Source organism: Dactylosporangium sp. CA-152071, from assembly GCF_050936335.1.
Classification (GTDB): Bacteria; Actinomycetota; Actinomycetes; order Mycobacteriales; family Micromonosporaceae; genus Dactylosporangium; species Dactylosporangium maewongense.
In genome coordinates, this window is record NZ_JBNJMZ010000002.1 from 1022076 (window position 1) to 1040822 (window position 18747).

19 protein-coding genes and 1 pseudogene are annotated in these 18747 nt (G+C 72.8%); 11 read left to right on the forward strand and 9 right to left on the reverse strand.

Annotation, left to right across the window (positions count from 1 at the left end; translation table 11 throughout):
• The first annotated feature begins 1 nt into the window (after position 1).
• Positions 2-1606, forward strand: a complete 1605-nt coding sequence (locus tag ACQEVZ_RS44775; protein WP_433379503.1) for an SCO2524 family protein — start codon at positions 2-4, stop codon at positions 1604-1606.
• Between the two features lie 28 nt (positions 1607-1634).
• Here ACQEVZ_RS44775 and ACQEVZ_RS44780 read toward each other — a convergent pair whose 3' ends face one another.
• The 3 genes from ACQEVZ_RS44780 to ACQEVZ_RS44790 are packed head-to-tail and all read right to left on the reverse strand — an operon-like array spanning position 1635 to position 4169.
• A complete protein-coding gene (locus tag ACQEVZ_RS44780; RefSeq protein ID WP_433379506.1) occupies positions 1635-2630 on the reverse strand; it encodes a HEAT repeat domain-containing protein in 996 nt (331 codons plus the stop codon).
• A 6-nt stretch (positions 2631-2636) separates the two neighbouring features.
• The gene (locus ACQEVZ_RS44785) at positions 2637-3287 is read right to left on the reverse strand and encodes a HEAT repeat domain-containing protein (protein WP_433379509.1); all 651 of its coding nucleotides are present in this window, start codon (positions 3285-3287) and stop codon (positions 2637-2639) included.
• Positions 3288-3335: 48 nt separating this feature from the next.
• Positions 3336-4169: a hypothetical protein gene (locus ACQEVZ_RS44790; protein WP_433379512.1), complete on the reverse strand. Its 834-nt coding sequence runs from the start codon at positions 4167-4169 to the stop codon at positions 3336-3338.
• Between the two features lie 81 nt (positions 4170-4250).
• Here ACQEVZ_RS44790 and ACQEVZ_RS44795 point away from each other — a divergent pair, with 81 nt between their 5' ends.
• Positions 4251-5639, forward strand: coding sequence for an NAD(P)/FAD-dependent oxidoreductase (locus tag ACQEVZ_RS44795; protein WP_433379515.1), 1389 nt, complete (start codon positions 4251-4253; stop codon positions 5637-5639).
• A 52-nt stretch (positions 5640-5691) separates the two neighbouring features.
• Here the strand turns inward: ACQEVZ_RS44795 and ACQEVZ_RS44800 are convergent, their stop codons facing one another.
• Entirely contained in the window at positions 5692-5826 is a 135-nt protein-coding gene (locus ACQEVZ_RS44800; protein ID WP_433379518.1) for an SDR family oxidoreductase, read from the reverse strand.
• An 89-nt stretch (positions 5827-5915) separates the two neighbouring features.
• Here ACQEVZ_RS44800 and ACQEVZ_RS44805 point away from each other — a divergent pair, with 89 nt between their 5' ends.
• Together ACQEVZ_RS44805 and ACQEVZ_RS44810 are read left to right on the forward strand one after the other, a co-directional pair.
• Entirely contained in the window at positions 5916-6587 is a 672-nt protein-coding gene (locus tag ACQEVZ_RS44805; protein ID WP_433379521.1) for an HAD family hydrolase, read from the forward strand.
• A gap of 222 nt (positions 6588-6809) precedes the next feature.
• On the forward strand, positions 6810-8030 hold the full coding sequence (locus ACQEVZ_RS44810; protein WP_433379524.1) for a M48 family metallopeptidase: 1221 nt from the start codon (positions 6810-6812) through the stop codon (positions 8028-8030).
• Here ACQEVZ_RS44810 and ACQEVZ_RS44815 read toward each other — a convergent pair.
• Both ACQEVZ_RS44815 and ACQEVZ_RS44820 read right to left on the reverse strand, forming a co-directional pair.
• Positions 8017-8811 (reverse strand): hypothetical protein, encoded by a 795-nt coding sequence (locus ACQEVZ_RS44815; protein ID WP_433379527.1) that lies wholly within the window; start codon positions 8809-8811, stop codon positions 8017-8019. The genes ACQEVZ_RS44810 and ACQEVZ_RS44815 overlap by 14 nt on opposite strands.
• A 56-nt stretch (positions 8812-8867) precedes the next feature.
• Positions 8868-9443, reverse strand: a complete 576-nt coding sequence (locus ACQEVZ_RS44820; protein WP_433379530.1) for a hypothetical protein — start codon at positions 9441-9443, stop codon at positions 8868-8870.
• Positions 9444-9620: 177 nt separating this feature from the next.
• On the opposite strand from ACQEVZ_RS44820, the gene ACQEVZ_RS44825 reads away from it, so the two are divergent.
• Genes ACQEVZ_RS44825 through ACQEVZ_RS44835 form a run of 3 tightly spaced genes read left to right on the forward strand, consistent with a single transcriptional unit; the run spans position 9621 to position 11931 of the window.
• Positions 9621-9764, forward strand: a complete 144-nt coding sequence (locus ACQEVZ_RS44825; protein WP_433379533.1) for a hypothetical protein — start codon at positions 9621-9623, stop codon at positions 9762-9764.
• A gap of 15 nt (positions 9765-9779) precedes the next feature.
• Positions 9780-11045, forward strand: a complete 1266-nt coding sequence (locus ACQEVZ_RS44830; RefSeq protein WP_433379536.1) for a Dyp-type peroxidase — start codon at positions 9780-9782, stop codon at positions 11043-11045.
• A gap of 10 nt (positions 11046-11055) precedes the next feature.
• Entirely contained in the window at positions 11056-11931 is an 876-nt protein-coding gene (locus tag ACQEVZ_RS44835) for a hypothetical protein (protein ID WP_433379539.1), read from the forward strand.
• Positions 11932-12051: 120 nt separating this feature from the next.
• Here the strand turns inward: ACQEVZ_RS44835 and ACQEVZ_RS44840 are convergent, their stop codons facing one another.
• Positions 12052-12930, reverse strand: coding sequence for an alpha/beta fold hydrolase (locus ACQEVZ_RS44840; protein ID WP_433379542.1), 879 nt, complete (start codon positions 12928-12930; stop codon positions 12052-12054).
• Positions 12931-13035: 105 nt separating this feature from the next.
• Here ACQEVZ_RS44840 and ACQEVZ_RS44845 point away from each other — a divergent pair, with 105 nt between their 5' ends.
• Entirely contained in the window at positions 13036-15006 is a 1971-nt protein-coding gene (locus tag ACQEVZ_RS44845) for a BTAD domain-containing putative transcriptional regulator (protein ID WP_433379544.1), read from the forward strand.
• Positions 15007-15377: 371 nt separating this feature from the next.
• A complete protein-coding gene (locus ACQEVZ_RS44850; protein ID WP_354902506.1) occupies positions 15378-15647 on the forward strand; it encodes a hypothetical protein in 270 nt (89 codons plus the stop codon).
• 248 nt (positions 15648-15895) lie between these two features.
• Here the strand turns inward: ACQEVZ_RS44850 and ACQEVZ_RS44855 are convergent, their stop codons facing one another.
• Positions 15896-16378 (reverse strand): hypothetical protein, encoded by a 483-nt coding sequence (locus ACQEVZ_RS44855; protein WP_433379548.1) that lies wholly within the window; start codon positions 16376-16378, stop codon positions 15896-15898.
• Positions 16379-16582: 204 nt separating this feature from the next.
• On the opposite strand from ACQEVZ_RS44855, the gene ACQEVZ_RS44860 reads away from it, so the two are divergent.
• A complete protein-coding gene (locus ACQEVZ_RS44860) occupies positions 16583-17131 on the forward strand; it encodes a hypothetical protein (protein WP_433379551.1) in 549 nt (182 codons plus the stop codon).
• A gap of 270 nt (positions 17132-17401) precedes the next feature.
• Complete coding sequence (locus tag ACQEVZ_RS44865; protein WP_433379554.1) at positions 17402-18259, forward strand: hypothetical protein; 858 nt, start codon at positions 17402-17404, stop codon at positions 18257-18259.
• Between the two features lie 10 nt (positions 18260-18269).
• Here the strand turns inward: ACQEVZ_RS44865 and ACQEVZ_RS44870 are convergent.
• Positions 18270-18628, reverse strand: a pseudogene (locus ACQEVZ_RS44870) (carbamoyltransferase C-terminal domain-containing protein).
• Positions 18629-18747: the final 119 nt, after the last annotated feature.

Here is an 18747-nt window from a genome sequence, read left to right on the forward strand (position 1 = left end):
GGTGCGGTTGGATCCGCGGGCGGAGCTGCTGCGCGTCTGGGAGGCCGTGGCGCGGTACTCGTTCCGCGACGGCGGGTTCCTCTGGGGCGACCCGGCCGCCGGTGACGCGCTCGAGGACGCGCACCAGCTGCTGTGCATCCTCGGGCCGGCCGCGAACCTGCCCGGGCTGCGCCTGGACGTGCCCGGCGAGACCGCCGACGACGCGGCCGGGGCGTTGCGGGCGCTCGGGGACCGGTTCGAGATCCCCGAGCGGCTCGTCGTCGCGATGCGCGAGTACCTCACCCGGTACAGCGACGGCACCGGCGCGCCGGTCTTCCCCGGTGGCCCGTCGCTGGAGCCGCCGGCACCAGCCGTCGAAGCGGTCGCCGGGTTCAGCGCCGACCTGCGGCTGTGTCTCGCGATGCTCGGGTTCTGCCGCGTGTACCGGCAGCAGACCGCCGACGTCGAGCGGCTCACCGAGGTCCGGCTGACCGCGGCGATGACGGGCCTGCTGCGCGCGTACTCGGTCCGCGCGTCGGCAGACGACACGCACCTGCGGCACCTCGTGCGGCCGGGCCCGCGTGACGAGCAGGCCGTCCGCGACGAGTTCGCGGCGGGACTCGTCGAGGTGCAGGCGGGCCTTCGGGAGATCAGTATCGGCGCGCTGCCGGACCACAACGCCGTCTACCGGGGCGCCTGGTTCGAGTGCGGCTGGGCCTGGACGGTCGTCGCCGGCGCCCTGCCCGTCGATCTCGATCCGTTGCCGGACGGCGTGGTGATCACGCAGCGGCCCGGTCCCGCCGTGGCACCGCAGTTGTACAGCACGCTCCTCGCGCTCCATGCCGTCGACGAGCTGTTCACGGAACGCACCAGGATCCTCGGCCTGCTCACCGAGGACCAGCAGCGCCTGGCCCGGGCGCTGCAGCTGCGCTCGGACCTCACCGGCGCGTACTGGGCCTGGGTCGCCACGTTCGGCGAGCACCGGTGGCCGCTGGAGCGCGTCCCGTGGCGCACCGCCGACGGCGACGAGTCGCTGCACAACAGCGCCGTGGTCGCCGCGATCACCAGCGTGGAGCTCGGCACCCGGCGCGGCAACCAGCAGCTGCCGTACGCGTACCTGCTGCGGGTCCTCGCCGGCCTGGCCGCCCGGCACGGCGTCGCCCGCCCGCCGCTGGCCGCGTCGCCGCCGGCGGTGCTGCCGGAGCATCGCTGCCCGTGTCCCGGCCTGCCCGGCACGACGCAGCGGGCCGCCGCCACTGTCCCGATCCTGTTCCGCGTGGCGGTCCGCGCCGCCACCGCGGTCGACGACGGTCCGCTGCGGACCGGGTTCGAGGACCTCGCCGACCAGCTGTGGCAGCATCTGCCGCTGTTCCCGGCCGGCCACACGCCGAACTGGCACGACACGCTGCACGCCGTCGACGCCCTGACCCTGGCGACGCGACTGACGTCCGGTGTCGCTCCGCCGGCGCCGGCGCTGTTCGTACATGAGCTGCTGACGACGGCGGAGACCCTCGCCGGTGAGGATCATCCGGTCGTGGCGCGCGCCCGCGGGTTCGTCGACACAGCGCCCGCCCGCGCCGCGGCGCTGCTCTACCGCCTCGTCGCCGACCTCGACCGCCCGACCTGACCGCCGTCCAGCGGCCCGGGGGCGTCGGTCATCGGGAGCGGAGCTGCAGGACGTAGGCCGCGGTGACGGCGACGCCGCGGTCCTCGTCTCCGGCCAGGTCCGTCAGGGCGGCCGAGGCGGTGGGGCCCGGGATGTCCGCCAGGGCCTGGGCCAGCCGCCGGCGGATCGGTGCCGCGTCCGCGCCGGGGGTGATGCGGGCGGTGAGGCCGGTCGCGATCCGCTCGCCCAGGTCGGGGTCGGCGGCGAGGGTGGTCAGGGCGTCGGCGGCGTCGACGTCGTTCGCGCCGTCGACGACCATGTCGATGAGGGTCGGGACCGCGTCGGCGGCGCCGCGGGGGCCGAGCGCGAGGGCCGCGTGCCGGCGGACGGTGACGTCGGGGTCGGTGAGGGCGGACCGGAGCAGGGTGGTCGCCGCGGCGTCCGGGATCTCGGCGATGGACTGCACGGCGCGGTCCCGCACGGCGGGGTCCGGGGCGGTGAGGCCCTCGGCGAGCAGGGTGAGGCCGCCGTCGCCCGACTGGGCGAGGGCCCAGCGCAGGGCGCCGGCGACGTTCGGGTCCGACTCGCTCAGCGCGGCCTCGACGAGCGCGTCCGTCGGGGCGTCCGGGGCCGAGGTCAGGGCGGCGCGCTGGCGGCGGCCGGCGCTGTCGGAGCCCAGCGCCTGCAGGAGGGCGACGATCTGCAGGACGTCGTCCCAGGCGGCGGGCTCCGCGGCGTCGATCCGGCGCAGCCGGGTGAGCAGGTCGGTCTCGGCCGCGATGCGGTCCGTGGTCTGCCGGATGAGGTCGGTGACGAGGTCCGACGGGGTGAAGCCGGGGTCGTCCAGGGCGCGGCCGACCTCACGCAGCGACAGGCCCAGGGTCCGCAGGCTCTCGATGTGGAAGATCCGGCGGATGTCGTCGTCGGAGTACTCGCGGTAGCCGCCGACGGTCCGGCCGGTCGGCCGCACCAGGCCGAGCGACTCGTAGTGCCTGAGCATGCGGGCGCTCACGCCGGACCGCCGGGCCACGTCACCGATCAGCAAAGCGGGTCACTCCTCCTGGGCAGTGGCGGCCGGGCCGAGGGCCCTGACGCGCTTCGCCTCCTCGACCGCGAGCGCGAAGCCGGCGTCCGGGTCGTGCAGCAGCCGCTCCGTGGCGGCGGCGTGCTGCCGTACGAGCGGCACCGGGCTCGACGCCGCGGCGCGCAGGGCCGGCTCGATCATCTCACCGAGCGCGACCAGCGACCGGCTGAGGCTCAGCTGCGTCTCGCGGTCGCCGCGCCCGAGCTGGGTCACCAGCACGCCGGCCAGCTCACCCTCGGCACCGGCCGGGACGAGCGCGACCGCCGTCCGCCACGCGGTGCGCGCCACCGTGTCGTCGGCGTCGGTGAGCAGCTCGCGGGTGATCGCCGGCCACGCCTGCCGGTCGCCGATCTTCGACAGTGTGTGCAGCGCCTGGCTGCGCGCCTGCGCCCGCTCCGACCGCAGCTCGCCGATCAGCCTGGGGACCGTCGCCGCCGCCGGGTGGCGGGTGAGCGCCCAGGTGAGCATGTCCCGCACGAAGAAGTCGGGCTCGACCGCGCACCGGGTGACCAGGGTGTCGACGAACGACGGGTCGGGGGCGGTGCCGACGGCGAGGGCCGCCTTCAGCCGTACCGACGAACTCCCGTGCTCCAGTGCCTGGACGGCCTGCATGGTCATCTCGACCACCTCCTGCGACACACTGAACGGCTTGTCACCGTGTCAAGGTCAAGGAAGGTGCGTCAGGTCCCGGTACGCGCCGATGATCGAGCTGGTCAGCTCGGCGAACTCGACGCCCGGGTCGCGGGCCGGGTGCAGCCGGTCGAGCAGGCCGTCGGCCCGCCGGACGGCGTCGACGGCGGCGCGGACGGCCCGCTCGTCGCGGACCAGGTCGACGCACTCCCCGGCGAGGGACTCCAGGGCCTGCACCCGGCGGCCGATCTCGGCGTCGAGGCCGGTCAGGGTCTCGCCGAGGCGGGCGCGCCGGTCGGCGAGCGGCGCGTGCAGCGCCGCCGACGCGGGCCCGGCGGGCAGGCCGGCTGCGGCGCGGGTCAGGTCGATGAGTCGCCGGCCTGCGGCGGCGCGGTCGTGCAGGAGACCGGCGAGGGTCCACAGCGACCCGGCGAGCGGCACGCTCGGGGCGGGCACGGAGACCAGGTCACGCAGGCGCGGCCACACCAGCAGGGTCGCCTGCACGGCGCTGAACGCCTCGGCGAACACGGCGGTGTCGGCGGGCCGGCGCAGGGCCACCCGCCGGTCCTCCCAGCTCACCCGCCCGCCGGCGGTGCCCAGGGCGAGCGCGGCCGCGCCCAGTGCGGCGCCGGCCAGCGGCGTGAGCAGCACGGTCGCGGCGGCGGACGCGCCGGCGGCGGTGCCCGTCGCCAGCCGCAGCGAGGTGCGGCGGGGCGGACCGGGACGGGCGCCGGCGCGGGCCGGGATGAGGTGGATGATGCCGTCGCGGCCGGTGCGGGACACCGGCTCGGTGAAGCTCGGCTCGTCGAGTGCCACGAGACAGCCGCCGGCACCGTCGAGCACGACGAACAGCAGGTCGTCCGCGGCCACGACGCCAGTGTATCGACGCGCCCGACGACCCACATGCACGAACACCACCGGCGTCGGGTGAAGCGCCGGTACAGTTCGGCGATGAGGCACCCCGCGCTGCGCGACGCCGCCGGCACGCCGTTCTGGCTGGACCAGCCACAGCGGCCACCGCACCGCCCGCTGCGCGGGGCGGCAGAGGCGGACCTGGCGGTCGTCGGCGGCGGGTTCAGCGGGCTGTGGACGGCGCTGCTGGCGAAGGAGCGCGACCCGGGGCTCGACGTCGTCGTGCTGGAGGGCCGCCGGATCGGGTGGGCCGCCAGCGGGCGCAACGGCGGGTTCTGCGCGGGCAGCCTCACCCACGGCCTCGCCAACGGCGCGGAGCGCTTCCCCGACGAGATCGAGACCCTCGAGGCGCTGGGCCGGGAGAATCTCGACGGCATCGGGGCGACGCTCCAGCGGTACGGCATCGACTGCGGCTTCGAACGCACCGGTGAGCTGTCGGTCGCCACCGCCCCCTGGCAGGTGCCGGGGCTCCTCGAGCAGCAGCGGCTGTCCGAGCGGCTGGGGCGGCGGGTCGAGCTGCTGGACCGGGACGCGATCCGCGCGGAGGTCCACGGCGCGACCTACGAGGCCGCCGTCTGGGACCGCGACGGCACGGCGCTGCTCGACCCGGCGCGCCTCGCGTGGGGGCTCGCCGACGCGTGCGCCGCGCTCGGGGTGCGCTTCCACGAGGGCACCCGGGTCACCGGCGTCTCCCCCGCCGGCGCGGGGCTGCGGCTGCGCACCCCGGACGGTTCGGTCACCGCGGCGAAGGTCGCGCTGGGGACGGGCGCGTTCCGGTCGCCGCTGCGGCGGGTCCGGCCGTTCATCGTCCCCGTGTACGACTACGCGCTCATGACCGAGCCGCTCACCGCCGCGCAGCTGGCGTCGATCGGCTGGGCCCGGCGGCAGGGCATCGCCGACGCCGCGAACCAGTTCCACTACTACCGCCGCACCGACGACGACCGCATCCTGTGGGGCGGCTACGACGCCGTCTACCACAACGGCGGCGCGATCCGTCCCGCGTACGACCAGCGACCGTCCACATCGGACAAGCTCGCCACCCACTTCTTCGAGACGTTCCCGCAACTGGAGGGGCTGCGGTTCACGCACGCGTGGGGCGGTGTCGTCGACACGTGCTCGCGGTTCTGCGCGTTCTTCGGCACCGGGCACGGCGGCCGGCTCGCGTACGCGGCGGGCTTCACAGGCCTCGGCGTCGGCGCGACCCGCTTCGGCGCGCAGGTGATGCTGGACCTGCTGTCCGGCGAGCCGACGCCGCTGACCCGGCTGCGGATGGTGCGCTCGAAGCCGGTGCCGTTCCCGCCGGAGCCGGTCCGGTCCGGGGTGATCCAGCTGACCCGCTGGTCGATCGCCCGCGCCGACGCGCATGACGGCCGCCGCAACCTGTGGCTGCGCACCCTGGACCGGCTCGGTCTCGGCTTCGACTCCTGACCGCCCTCGCTTCGGTTCCGACGGATCAGCCGGTTCCGACGGATCAGATGGATCAGATGGTGAAGCCGCCGTCGACGTTGACGGTGGCGCCGGTGATGTACCGGCTGTCGGGGCCGGCCAGGAACGCGACCGTCGCCGCGACGTCGGCCGGGTCCGCGTAGTGCCCGAGTGCGGTGTTCGTCGTCATGCGGACCAGCCTTCCGCGCCGCGCGCCCCACGTCTGGCGGCGATCGGACGCGGCGTTGCTCTCCAGCGCCGGTACGACAGACTGGTCGCATGGTGGTGCGGTTGGTGGCGTTCGATCTCGACGGGACGCTGACCCGGGGACCGACATGCCTGGAGGCGACGGCGGCCAGGCACGGCTTCGCCGAGCAGATGGCGATCTGGGAACGGGCCCGCGGCGACGACGCCATCATCGAGATCCGCGACGCCGTCTGGGCGCTGCTGTCCGGCTGGACCCCCGAGCAGCTCACCGCTCCCCTGGCCGACATTCCGCTCGCCCCGGGCGCCGCGGCCGGGATCGCGGCCCTGCACGCCGCCGGAATCGATGTGGCGATCGTGTCGCTGGGCTTCGCCCCGCACGTCACGCACTTCGCCGAGCAGCTCGGCGTCGCCACGGTCATCGCGACCGAGATCCTCGCCGGAGGCGGCTTCCGGCACGTGTTCCCGTCGTCCAAGCCGGTGCTGCTCGAGCAGTACGCGGCGTCCCGCGGCTGGTCCCTTGCCGACGTCGCCGCGGTCGGCGACAGCCACGGCGACGTGCCGATGCTGCGCGCCTGCGGCATGTCCGTGTTCGTCGGCCCCGACCTGCCCGACGACCTCACCCCGACCGCCCACCTACCGGGCGCCGCGATCGACCACATCGCCGCGCTCTGCCTCCAGGCGAACACCACCCGGCCGATCGAGACGCTGGCGATACTGGCGGCCGACGTCTCGACGTCACATTGAGCAGCAACCGGCCCCGTCGGCCTGTCAGAGTTGTTCGTCCTGCCATTCAGCGGTCAGGTCGGCACAGACGATCTCCACCGTTCCGAGCGCGAACGCCAGCTCGTGACTGCACCCGTGCTCGTCCCCGCCGACCGGAACCGCGTCGCCGCCGCGGCGGCGGCGTTCTCGGCAAGCGTGGTGCTCGGGGCAGCGCTTCTGACGACGGCGGCACATAATTCACGCATGACGGACAGCGTGGACAATGTCGTCGGCTGGCGGTGGCTCGATGTGCGGCTGCACCGGCGGGCGCGCCGGCTGGTCCGCGCCCTACCGGCACCGAGCCGTCTGCGCCGGGCCGCCACCGCGGCCGTCGCCGCCGTCGTGCAGGCCGGTGCCCTCGCGACGCTGGTGTTCGGTGCATGGCTGTGCACGGTGCGGTTCCCCAGCGTCGCGCTGCTGCCCGGCGCCGTGCTGGTCCTCTTCGGCGTGCTGACCCTGCCCCGCCCCGCGACCCTGCCGCGCGACGTCGTCACAGCTCGCCGCGCCGACATGCCCGCGCTGCACGCGCTGGTCGACCGGGTCGCCGCCGCACTGGGCGTGCCCCGGCCCCACCTCGTGGTGCTGGACGACCGGTTCGCCGCCGGCTCGGGCCACGCCGGGCTCCTGCGGCGCCGGTACCTGCGCATCGGCGCACCGCTCTGGGCGGTGCTCGACCCCGCGCAGCGCACCGCGCTGGTGGCCCTGGAACTGGCCCGGTTCGGCGGCGGCGACCCGAGCCGCGCAGCGCTCACCGGCACCGTCGAACGCACCCTCGCGACGATGGTCACCATCTTCGAGCCCGGCGCGGACAAGCTGCTGCACGCCGGCCGCGAGGACGACGTCACCAAGATGATGGCGGCGAACCCGACACGGATCGGCCAGCAGCACGCGCAGTCGTACACGAACCTCGCCGGCGACCTGGTACGGCCGCTCGTGGCGCTCCTGCACGGCGGGTTCGGCCTGATACGGCTCGGCTACCTGACGCTGCTGCAACCCGAGGCGCTCCGGGCGGTCCTGGCCGCCGACGCCCGTGCGGCGGCGGTGGCGGGCACGCCGCAGGTCCGGTCGGTCCTCGCCACGCGGCTGCTCGTCGAGCCGATGGTGACGGTCCTGCGCCGCGACGCGCGGGCCGGTGACCGCTCCGGTGTGGTCCGGCGCGACGAGCCCGAGGTGGTCGTCGCCGGCTGGCCCGCCCTCGCCGCCGCCCTCGTGGCGAAGCACGCGCCGTCGATGCCCGAGCTGTGCGACGCCGACGTGGCACGCACCGCGTCACCCTTCGCGGTCACGCCCCCGCTCGGCCGGCGCATCGAGATGCTCACCGAGACACAGGCGACGCCGGCGGCTGACCCTGACGAGTCCGCGGCGACGGACGTCGAGCTGCGGCCGATGTACCGCCGGCTGGTGCGGGACCTCAGGAACGGCTGAGATTCGGCGGTGCCCCGTACAGCACGGTCATCAGCTCGGCGTATCCGGCCGCCGTACCGATGCCCTGGCGACGCTCGGGATGCACGAGGTAGTGGTGGACGGCGTGGGCCAGGAACAGCGCGTCGATGGTGTCGGTGCGGATCCGGGTCCGGGTCAACGGCAGGCCGGCGGCGCGGACCAGGTCGGGCCTGGCGTACGTGAGCCGCAGCGACAGCGCCGTCGGTGTGGTGGGTGGCAGCGAGGCCGTCGTCAGGGCGTCCCACGGAACGGTGAGCGTGCCGAGCGGGCCGCGGTCCTTCACGCCGTCCGGTCCCAGCTGCACACCGACGCCCCGCCACGCCGCGGCGATCTGCAGGACGCTCAACACGACGACCAGGCAGGCCAGGACGAGCAACGCGTCACCCATGAACCACCCTGCCGGGTCTTCGGCCGGCCGGTCGCGTGGCAGCGTACGGGAGTTGACCGCGAACATGATGATGGTCGCGCTCATGAAGGCCGCGCCGGCGGCGTGGAGGACGTGGTTCGGCGGTGACGGGGCACGGAACACGCCCGCGCCGGCATCGACCGTGAACGCCGCCGGTCGCCGCCGGGTCAACGCGACGACCGCCAGGACGAGTGCCGCGAGGCCGAGCAGGGGCGGCAACGTCGGTATGGCGTACCTGAGGTCGCTGTCCGGTGCCGACAGCAGGTGCGCGCCCACGAGCACGCCGGCAAGGGCTACCGCGCCGCCGAGCACCCAGCGAGGGTGACGCGCGACGCCGGCGAGGATCGCGGAGATCATCCGGGCAGCGTAGGGGGCACGGCGCTGACTGGGAAGCTCGGCGTCGGCAAGCGGACCTACCGGGTCGGGCCGGCCGCGGCCAGTACAGGATGCTCGGACGGCAGGTGATCTGCCAAGGCTGAGCGCAGCACGGCGCGGCCGGGGCGGGTGAGCCAGATCTCGACCTCGAACGTGTCGCGTCCGTCGCGGATCCGGATCGGGGGCATCGACGCGCCGGCGGTGAGCACCGCGACGCCGTGCGGCCCGGTCGGTGTCACCTCCAGCAACGGCGTGCCCCACCGGCGGGTGAAGCGCACCGATTCGACCGCCGGCCAGCGCACGATCATCGGGGACGAGCCGCGGGAGGCCAGCTCCAGGCCCGCGCTGGAGATGCGCACCCAGTCCCGGCACCACCGCCACCGGGAGAAGGCGAACCCTGCGGCGTAGGCACAACTTGCGGCAACGGCGTTGCCGCCCAACATCAACAGGTTCCGGGCGGGCGGCGGAGGGGGTGTCACGGCCAGCAGGATGAGCGTGAGCACCACCCATGCCGCCGTTGAGATCGCCAGGCCGAAACCGAACGCGCGCCAGAACCCGGGGCGAAACGTCACAGCGTCCCCAGCGGGCGGCGGGATCAGCTCAGGGCGCGGCATGCACCAAGCGTACGGACGGAACGCTCCGACGCCATCCGGCAAAAGGACGCCTTCGCGCCGACCAGCCAGGCACAACGTGGTGGGGCGAGGGGCGAAGCGCGGTGTCGCGGGTTTGTCGGTGGCGGTCGGGGGCAGTGGTCGCGCTCGGGAAGCCGGGGGACGTGACCGGAGGGACGCATGGAGATCAGGCCGGCGGCGGTGTACCAGCGCGTCGACCAGGCCGGGCACGTGACGCCGCTGGACGAGCGGGTGCTGGAGGACACCGACACGCTGCCGGTGTTCGGCCTGGTGTCCGGCCCCGCTCACCTCGTCACCGGGTGACGGGAGACCGCGACCATGGACCTGCACGACATCCAGCGCGGCGTGCTCAGCCCGCGCCCGTCGTCGTACGCGGCGGCGTACCTCGCGTTCCGCATCGACGACCGCGCCGCCGGCCGGAAGCTGATGCGCCGCGTCGCGGCCGTCGTCACCTCCGCCGCCGACCCGGCCGGCCCGCTCGGCGAGACCTGGGTCAGCGCCGCCGTGACCTGTCACGGGTTGCGGGCGCTGGGCGTACCGGAGAAATCCCTCGACTCGATGGCGTGGGAGTTCCGCCAGGGCATGGCGGCCCGCGCGACCGTGCTCGGGGACACCGGGCCGAGCGCGCCGGACGTGTGGGAGACGCCGCTCGGGTCACCGGCCGTGCACGTCGTCCTCGTCGCCCTCGCACCGGACACGGCGATGCTGGACGCCGCGATCGACCGGGCCCGTCCCGCGTACGAGCGGCTGCCCGGCGTCACCGCGATCTGGCGGCAGGACTGCCACGCGCCGCCGGCCGGGACCGAGCCGTTCGGCGTCCGCGACGGCATCAGCCACCCTGCCGTCGAGGGCAGCGGCATCCCCGGGTCGAACCCGTTCGAGACGCCACTCAAGGCCGGCGAGGTCGTGCTCGGGTACCCCGACGAGCTCGGCGGCGTGCAGACCACCACCCCGGACGTCCTCGGCCGCAACGGCAGTTACGTCGCGTTCCGCAAGCTCCGGCAGGACGTGGCCGCGTTCCGCCGGTTCCTGCGGGCGAGCGCGGACACGGACGGCGAGGAGCTCATGGGCCGGTGGCGCGGCGGCCCGCAGCTGGCACTCGCGCCCGAACGCGACGCCCTGGCGCTGTGCGGTGCCGACGCCTTGGTGCTCGCCGGTCAGGACCGCGGCGGGAGCCACATCCGCCGCGCCAACCCGCGCGACTCGGCCGTAGCGGGAGAGGTCCGGCTGCATCGCATGATCCGCCGCGGTACCGCCTACGGCCCGCCCCTGCCCGAAGGCGTCCTCGACGACGACGGCGCGGACCGGGGTCTGCTGTTCGCGTTCGTCGGCGCGCACCTGGGGCGCCAGTTCGAGTTCGTGCAGACCGAGTGGCTCAACAACGGCGTCTTCTTCGGCGCCGGCGACGCCCGCGACCCGATCGCCGCCACCGGCGGCCCGGGCACGGCGGACTCCACGATCCTGCGGCGTCCCGTGCGCCGCAAGCTGCGCGGCGTGCCGAACTTCGTCACCACCCGCGGCGGCGAGTACGCGTTCCTGCCCAGCCTCACCGCGCTGCGCTGGCTCGGCGAGCGGCGGGCTTGAGGGCGCGGCCGTGGACCTGCATCAGCTCCTCAACGCCGTCACCGTCGTCTTCATCGCCGCGACCATGTTCGCCGCCGGCCTCGGCGCGACCCTGCCCGCGCTGCGCGCGGCGTTCAGTGACGTGCCGCTGCTGCTGCTCGTGGTGCTGGCCAACCTCGTCGCCGTCCCGCTGCTCGGCTGGGGCCTGGCGGCGCTGCTCGGCCTGGCCACCGCCCCGTTCGTCGCCCTGCTGCTGACCGCGTCGTCACCCGGCGGACCGTTCGCCGTCAAGCTCGGCATGATCCAAGCCGGTGACGTCACCACCGCCGCCGCGATGCAGGTCCTGCTCGCCGCCGTCGGCAGCGTCACGTTCAGCTTCACCGCCAACGCGCTGCTCGGGTTCGCCCACGTCGGCACCGGCGCCGCGCTGGACGTCGGCGCGCTGGTGCGCAGCGTCGCGCTCCTGCAGCTGGTGCCGTTCGCGGTCGGCCTGACGATGCGCCGGTACGCGCCGCCGACCGCCCTCGCCTGGCACCCTGCCTCGGTCAAGGTGTCGGACGCGACGTTCCTGATGGTCCTCACCGGCATGCTGCTGGGCAACTGGGCCGACGTCGTCGCCCTGCTCGGCACCCGGACCCTGCTGGCCGGCTTCCTGTTCGCCGCAGCGTCGTTCGGCCTCGGCACGCTGCTGTCCACCGGCCCCCCGCGCCGGCGCACCACCATGGGCGGCGTCGCCGCGGTCCGCAACATAGGCCCGGCCCTCGCCGCGGTCAGCCTCGCCTTCGACAACTCACCGGCGATCCTCGGCGCCCTCGCCGCAATCCTCCTCAGCGGCGTCGTCGCCGCGCTCCCCATCGCCGCCTTCCTCGCCCGCCACCGCACCGCAGCCCAGTCCGAACCCACCTAACAGCGTCGTGGTGCGCACAGCGCTCAGACCGGCAACGCGGTGATCATGGACGCGATGCCTGAGCAGTTGACCACCGCCGAATTGAGCGCGTCACCGCGCTGTCGGTGTGCAGGCGATTCGCTACCGTGCGAGCAGGGAGCGAAGCACTTTGATGATCTCGTCAGGTGCTTCCTCGGCCATGAAGTGCCCGGCCGTGGTGGTGCGGTGCTCCAGATCGGTGGCCCAGGTGCGCCACAGCGCGGCGGCGTCGTAGCCGAGTGCGGCTCCCCAGTCCTGCTGGACGACGGTGACCGGCATGGTCAGCCGGCTCCCGGCTGCTCGGTCGACTTGGTCGTGTTCGATGTCGATGCCGGCCGAGGCGCGGTAGTCGGCGATGATGGAGGGAACCGCCTCCCGGGATGCCTTCAGGTACTCCGCCCGCAGGTCCGCAGGAATGGCCTGCGGGCTCTGCGCCCATACGTCGAGAAAGTAGCCGAAGAAGGCGTCCGCACTGGCGCTGATCATCTGCTCGGGCAGGCCGGGTGGCTGGGCCATCAGGTACAGGTGGAACGCGACCGCGGCGGTAGTCCCGTGCAGGATGTCCCACATGTCCAGGGTCGGCAGGACATCGAGGATGGCGAGGTGGGTGATCGTAGCGGGATGATCGAGGCCGGCGCGGATGGCGACGAGGGCACCGCGGTCGTGTCCGGCCAGAGCGAAGCGCTCGTGGCCGAGCTTGCCGGCGAGGGTGACGACGTCGGCGGCCATGGTCCGCTTGGAGTACGTGTCGCCGTCGCGCGCGGCGGGCTTGTCGCTGGCGCCGTAGCCGCGCAGGTCGGGACAGATCACGGTGTGGTCGGCGGCCAGGTCGGCGGCGACGTGCCGCCACATGACGTGGGTCTGCGGAAAGCCGTGCAACAGCACGATCGGGCGGCCCGTACCTCCCACCGCTACGTTGAGTGTCACGTCATCGTCGACCGCGACACGCTGGTAGCCGAACCCGGGAATGGCAAAAGTCATGATCGTCCTCTTCTCGTCGGGTGGACGATGTCAGCGTGCCGGTCGCGGATGAGCAAACGATGAGCGCGACAGGTTGTGCCCAGGCGCGGAAGGACGGTTCGATCAGTGCAGGTCAGGTTCGGTGTTCTCGGGCCGGTTGTCGCCTGGGACGGCGGCGGCACGCCGATAGACCTGAAAGGGCCGAAACACCGCGCGGTGCTGGCGCGGCTCGTCATCGCGCGCGGCCGGGTCGTACCGGTCGGCCACCTCGTCGACGACCTGTGGCAGGAGCCTCCACCGGGCGCGGTCGGCGCGATCCGCACGTTCGTAGCGGCGCTGCGGCGCGCGCTGGAGCCGCAGCGTCCACCGCGCGAGCCGGCTCGGTTGCTGGTCACCGAGGGCCCGGGCTACGCGCTTCGGGCGGCGCCCGACGCGGTCGACGCCTGGCGGTTCGAGGACGCGGTCGCCGCCGCGTCCACGGCGCCCCCGCACGAGACACTCGAGCGGCTCGATCGTGCCCTGAGCTGGTGGCGGGGGCCGGCGTTCGCCGGCTTCGACGACGAGCCGTGGGCCCGCGTCGAGCGCTCCCGCCTCGAACAGCTACGGCTGAATGCGATCGAGCAGCGGGCCGAGGCGCGACTGGCTGTCGGGCGTGCCTCCGACGTCGTACCGGATCTCGACGCGCACGTGGCCGAGCATCCGTGGCGGGAGGAGGCGTGGCGGCTGCTGGCGCTTGCGCTGTCCCGCGCGGGGCGCCAGGGTGATGCACTTGCGGTACTGCGCCGAGCCCGCGGCCTACTCCTGGAGCAGCTCGGCATCGATCCGGGCCCGCGACTGCGTCGCCTGGAGACCGACATCCTCCGCCAGGCCGACCGGGTCAGCGAAGGTCCCGGTTCCCTGGGACCGGAACGGGTCTGGGCGGAGACCGCGGCGGCATATGACCGTACCGTGGCGTCCGGTTCCGGGGCTCGACTGGAGTCCACCGTCGGTTTGCTGCGAAGTCTCGCCGTGACGGGGGCGAGCGGACTCGAGGCTGCGCGGGAGCAGCGGATCGCCGCCGTCGCCGCGGCCGAGCAGCTGGGCGATACCGAGCTCACCGCCCGGGTGATCGGCGGCTACGACGTACCCGCGATCTGGACACGCTCGGATGATCCGGCGCAGGCGGCGCAGATCGTCGCCGCGGCCGAGCGGGCCCTGACCGCCGTTCACCCCGGCTCGTCTGAGACCACCCGAGCTCGCCTGCTGGCCACGATCGCGGTGGAGTCACGCGGTACGCGCGCGGCGCGCGGGCCCGAGGCAGCCCGGGAGGCGGAGCGGATCGCGCGCCACCTGGGCGACCCGGCCCTGCTGGCCTTCGCCCTGAACGGCGCGTTCATGCAGACGTTTCACCGCGCGGGCCTGGCTCCCGAGCGGGACGAGATCGGTGCAGAGTTGGTCGCGCTCTCCGCCCGGCACGGCCTGGCGACGTTCGAGATCCTCGGTCATCTCGTCCGGCTACAGGCCCGCAGCGCGCTCGCGGACTTCGCCACCGGCGACCAGCACGCCGCCGCGGCGGACCGGCTCGCCGAGCGGCACGACCGCCCGCTGGTCGGCGTGTTCACCCAGTGGTACCGCGCATTGCGACTCGCCGCGACCGGGCCGTCGCCACAGGCCGCGGAAGCCGCCTACCGCGACGCCGCGGCACAGCTCGCCAACGCCGGCATGCCCGGTGTCGAGCGGGGCCTCCTACCGCTGGCCCTGCTGTGCCTGCGCGTGTGGCACGGCGAGCCGATCCGCTTCGAAGATGACACCGACTGGGGCCCTTACACACCCTGGGTGCGCCCGCTCGTCCTGCTGGCCCGGGACCGCCGGGCCAATGCCACCGCGGCGCTGCGTCAGGCCCCGGATCCGCCGCGCGATCTGCTGTTCGAGGCCCTATGGTGCCTCACCGCCAAGGCCGCAATCGCCCTGGACGACCGGACGGCGATGAAACGCGCCCGGACCGAACTCACGCCGGCCGCCAACGAGCTGGCCGGGGCCGGCAGCGGCATGCTCACCGCCGGCCCCGTCGCACGCCATCTCGACCACCTCAACGCGGCCCTCAGCCACACCCGATGAGCCGGACAGCTGGGCCATGACATCCAGGTCGCCCCCGATCGCCAGGCCACCACGAGTACGGCCCTCCCGTATCGCGTTCGGCCTGCCGCCAACGACCGCCGGGTCCAGCAGTAGTGCCAGACCGTCGTTTCCGCCCGCAGAGAGCGTGAAGACACGAACCGGCGTGCCCGCCGCTGTGAGCAGGTCGTTCACGACGGCGAGGGGGCGAACGGTCGCCTCGAGCCACGGCGAGTTGTAGCGCCAATCGTCGTGACGTCCGCTCATGGCCGCACCTGGTGCTCGTTCGCAGGCCCAGCGAGTTCAGACTCTCACCCTCTGCCACCTTGTGGATCGCGTTCGGTCGGCCAGGTTGCGGTGGGTAGGTTGAGAGCATGTCTCGGGAACCCAAGCCCGTAACGTCGCTCAGCGGCCTCGTCATCAAGGTCGAGGCCGACCACGACGCGCCGTTCACGGTGATGTTCGAGCCGACCGGCATGACCTACGACCTGGTCGGCGGCCAGTCCATGACCGCTGTGGTCGAGGACGCCAGCGCCGACAACGAGGTCCGGATCGTCAACTGGGACGGCGGTGTCTCGATCTGGCCGCCCGGCAACGTCGTCACCTACGACGCCGACGGCAACGAACTGCACTTCCTGAACTGACTCCTACGGCGGCAATGCGCCCGTCGAGCACCTCGGGGCGAAGCTCGACGAGGTCGAGGCATGTGCGGCGGGCGAGGCGCGCGGAGACTGCGACCGCAACCAATGGCCAGACCGTGGGCGAAGCAGGCTGCCTTGAGATCACGTGCGCTGTCATGCCGCTGGGCGCGCGACGCGACTTGATCGGGTGCGCGCCATGGCAATCCGAGTTCACCTGCTCAATGCCGCTGTGGCGAGAGACGACCCACGGCTCATGGCAGCGGCTGCATGATGACCGCAAGCAGGACCATGATCGGGAAGTGCTTGTCGACCTGGCCGAGGACGACGCATACCGTACGGTCGCCGCGCCGCCATGTGTCTGCGTGATGGCCGAACGAGCAGTACGTGAGGTCCTGGATCACCGTCGGCAGCGCTTCGCCGGCGATGAGCCGGTCGAAGTCGCGATCGAACGAATAGGTCCGCGGCTCGCCCCAAGCGGCAGTAAGTGTGCTGACAACCGCGCCGCGCCGCCGCTCAAAATCGTCTTCGACCTCGGCCCACCGCTCCCCCGGCGCATCCTCAAGGATCTCGCTCGACGCGAGCGGCGCGAAGTGACGATCCGGTCCACTCTGCGCCTGGCCGACGACCCAGTTGTCGGCTCCGGTCGGCGTGGTCGGGAACGGGCGCGCCGCCAGTTCTTCGGCCAGCGCCACCCACCGGGCCGGCTCGACGGACGGGTCCGGCTCATCATGCACGGCCGCAATGTAGCAATAGCGCAACCACACCGCCCAGTGACCGGCGTGCGCTCATCTGCCGCGAGGCGCTCGACGACGTTTGCAGGACCGGTGCCTGACAGGCTCATGCAGTAGCGGGAGTCGGTGGCGCTGGCAGCGGACGTCACGAACACCCGGCCGTTGCGGACGATCACCATCGTGCGTTGACATCGGTCGATACGGTCGATGCATGCCGGAGGAGCGGGATCGACGGGTTTCGAGGCGGCGTTGGCCGAGTTCGTGGCATTACGCGGAGAGCTGGATGAGATCGCCCGGGGACAGCGCCAGATCTTGATTCTGAACGTGTCGGCGGCGGGTGCGTTGTTCGGGTTCGTGCTGTCGAACGCTGTGCCGACGAAGCTCCTGCTGGTCGCGCCGTTCGTGTCGGTCGCACTTGGGTTGCTGTACCAGCAGTACACCATGCACGCGAAGGGCGTCGGCGCCTACATCGACGAACATGTCCGGCCCGTCATCGTCGAGACGGCCGGCGACGACCGGCTGTGGCGGTGGCAGCGGTACCTGACGCAGGACATGTATCCGGGGTGGCGCAGTCGGTTCGCGATGTGGATGGCGTTTCTCATGCTGGTCCCTGCGGTGCCGGTATTCGGCCTGGCCTGGGTGCTGCCGTCGCTGGATTCGTTCTGGACCTGGTCGGTGTGGTCGGTGGGTGTCGTCATGGTGGCGGCACATGTGACGAGTTGGTTCGTTGAGAGCCGCGGCGTCGAGTGGATCTGACGATCCTGATGGGGTCCATTGCATTGGGGTGCTCCCTGGTCAGGCAGGCTTGACCGGTGAAGCTCTAGATCGGCCGTGCTGTTGTGGCCCCAGCTGGTGTGGCAGCGTTGACGAAGAGCCAATATGGGTTGGCTGGTCCGTGAGGACCTCGGCGAGGTGCTCGATGGTCGGACTTGAGCGGAGGGACGACCAATGGAAGGTGTTTCGAGGTCCCGGCTCCATGTGATCCTGTGTCTGGATTCCGGACCCGATGCCGGACGTGTCACGCGGATGTGGTTCGAGTTGGCGTGGTCGAGGTTGGCGGTTCAGCTGCATGACGGGCTGGACGCCAACCCCCGTGCTGGTGATGACGTCACCGGCACGCTCATGGCCGGGCGGATCTGGGAGACCTATCCGCCGGTCGGCATGCCTTGGTGTGAACTCGTCCGTTTCGAAGGTGAGTTCGACGACGAGGTGGCTACCGCGCTGCTGATGCATCCGCGCAGCTGGAGCGTGTTCCTGGACGGTCTGGACCAGCACCCGGGCGCGACCGCCTATCTGCAGGCCGGTGTCGTCCAACGCGCGGAACGTATGCCCGAAGGGCGCATGCCCGGCTTTCCCGACCTGCATGTGCGGACGTGGGTTGATGGCGGGGTACGGCTTGGACTGTCGGCGTCGCCCGAGTTCCTGGTCGGCACCGCGGATGCCGAGCGTGCATTGTGCGGGTTCCTGCGGGAGGTCGCAGCGGTGAGCGATCCGGCCTACGGTGAGGTATCGCTCGAGCTGGACGGGCACCACGGCGTTGAGTCGCTGCTGGAGCGGTTGCTGGTCGGCCTCGACAATGAGACGCGCGACGCGATACGGCGGACTCCGTCGCGGGAACGACTCAAGGGATACTCCTGGATCACCATCATCCCGGCCGAGGTGGCGGCGCGGCTTGGTGGCGCCGCCGGGTTGCGGGCCAGCGGCGCGTTCCACGAGGTCGTGGCGCTACCCCCGGGTGGTGTCTGGGCGCAGGCGACCGGGCGGCTGGCCGACTACGACCATGCCGCCGCCCGGCGGGTGTTCGACGTTCTGCGGTCAGTGCTTCCGCCGGGCTGGCCGACACCGGCGGCGGGAGTCGGCCCGCTCGTCGAGGAGGCTCCCTGACCAGCGACCATCATCGCTCATCTGATGGCCGGTGTACCGCGCGACGACGCCCGCGAGCGCATCCGCGCGGTATCGACCATCTGCTGCAACGATGATGGGCGGACCGGCTATTGACCGCCCGGAAGGGGCCGAGGGCGAGGGCGTCCATGTCGGTCTTGAGGTAGCAGCGCGCGGCGTCCTGCGGGGTGCAGACGATGGGTTCCTCGTTGTCGTTGAACGACGTGTTGACACCATCGGCACGCCGGTCAGCGCGTGGCACTCCGAGAACATCTCGTGGTACAGCGAGTTGTCGGCCTTCGAGACGATCTGCGCGCGGGCCGTCCCGTCCTCGTGGCTGTGGCGGTCGTTCGTGGTTCTGGCCCCCTCCAGTTGATCGGATCTGGCCCCCGCTGGTCACGTCGTGTGGAGCACGCGCTTGCGGAGGAGGTCGAAGTTGGCGTGGCCGAGCAACGTGGCGGACCTTGGGCGGCAGCGTTGCAGGTGGAGCG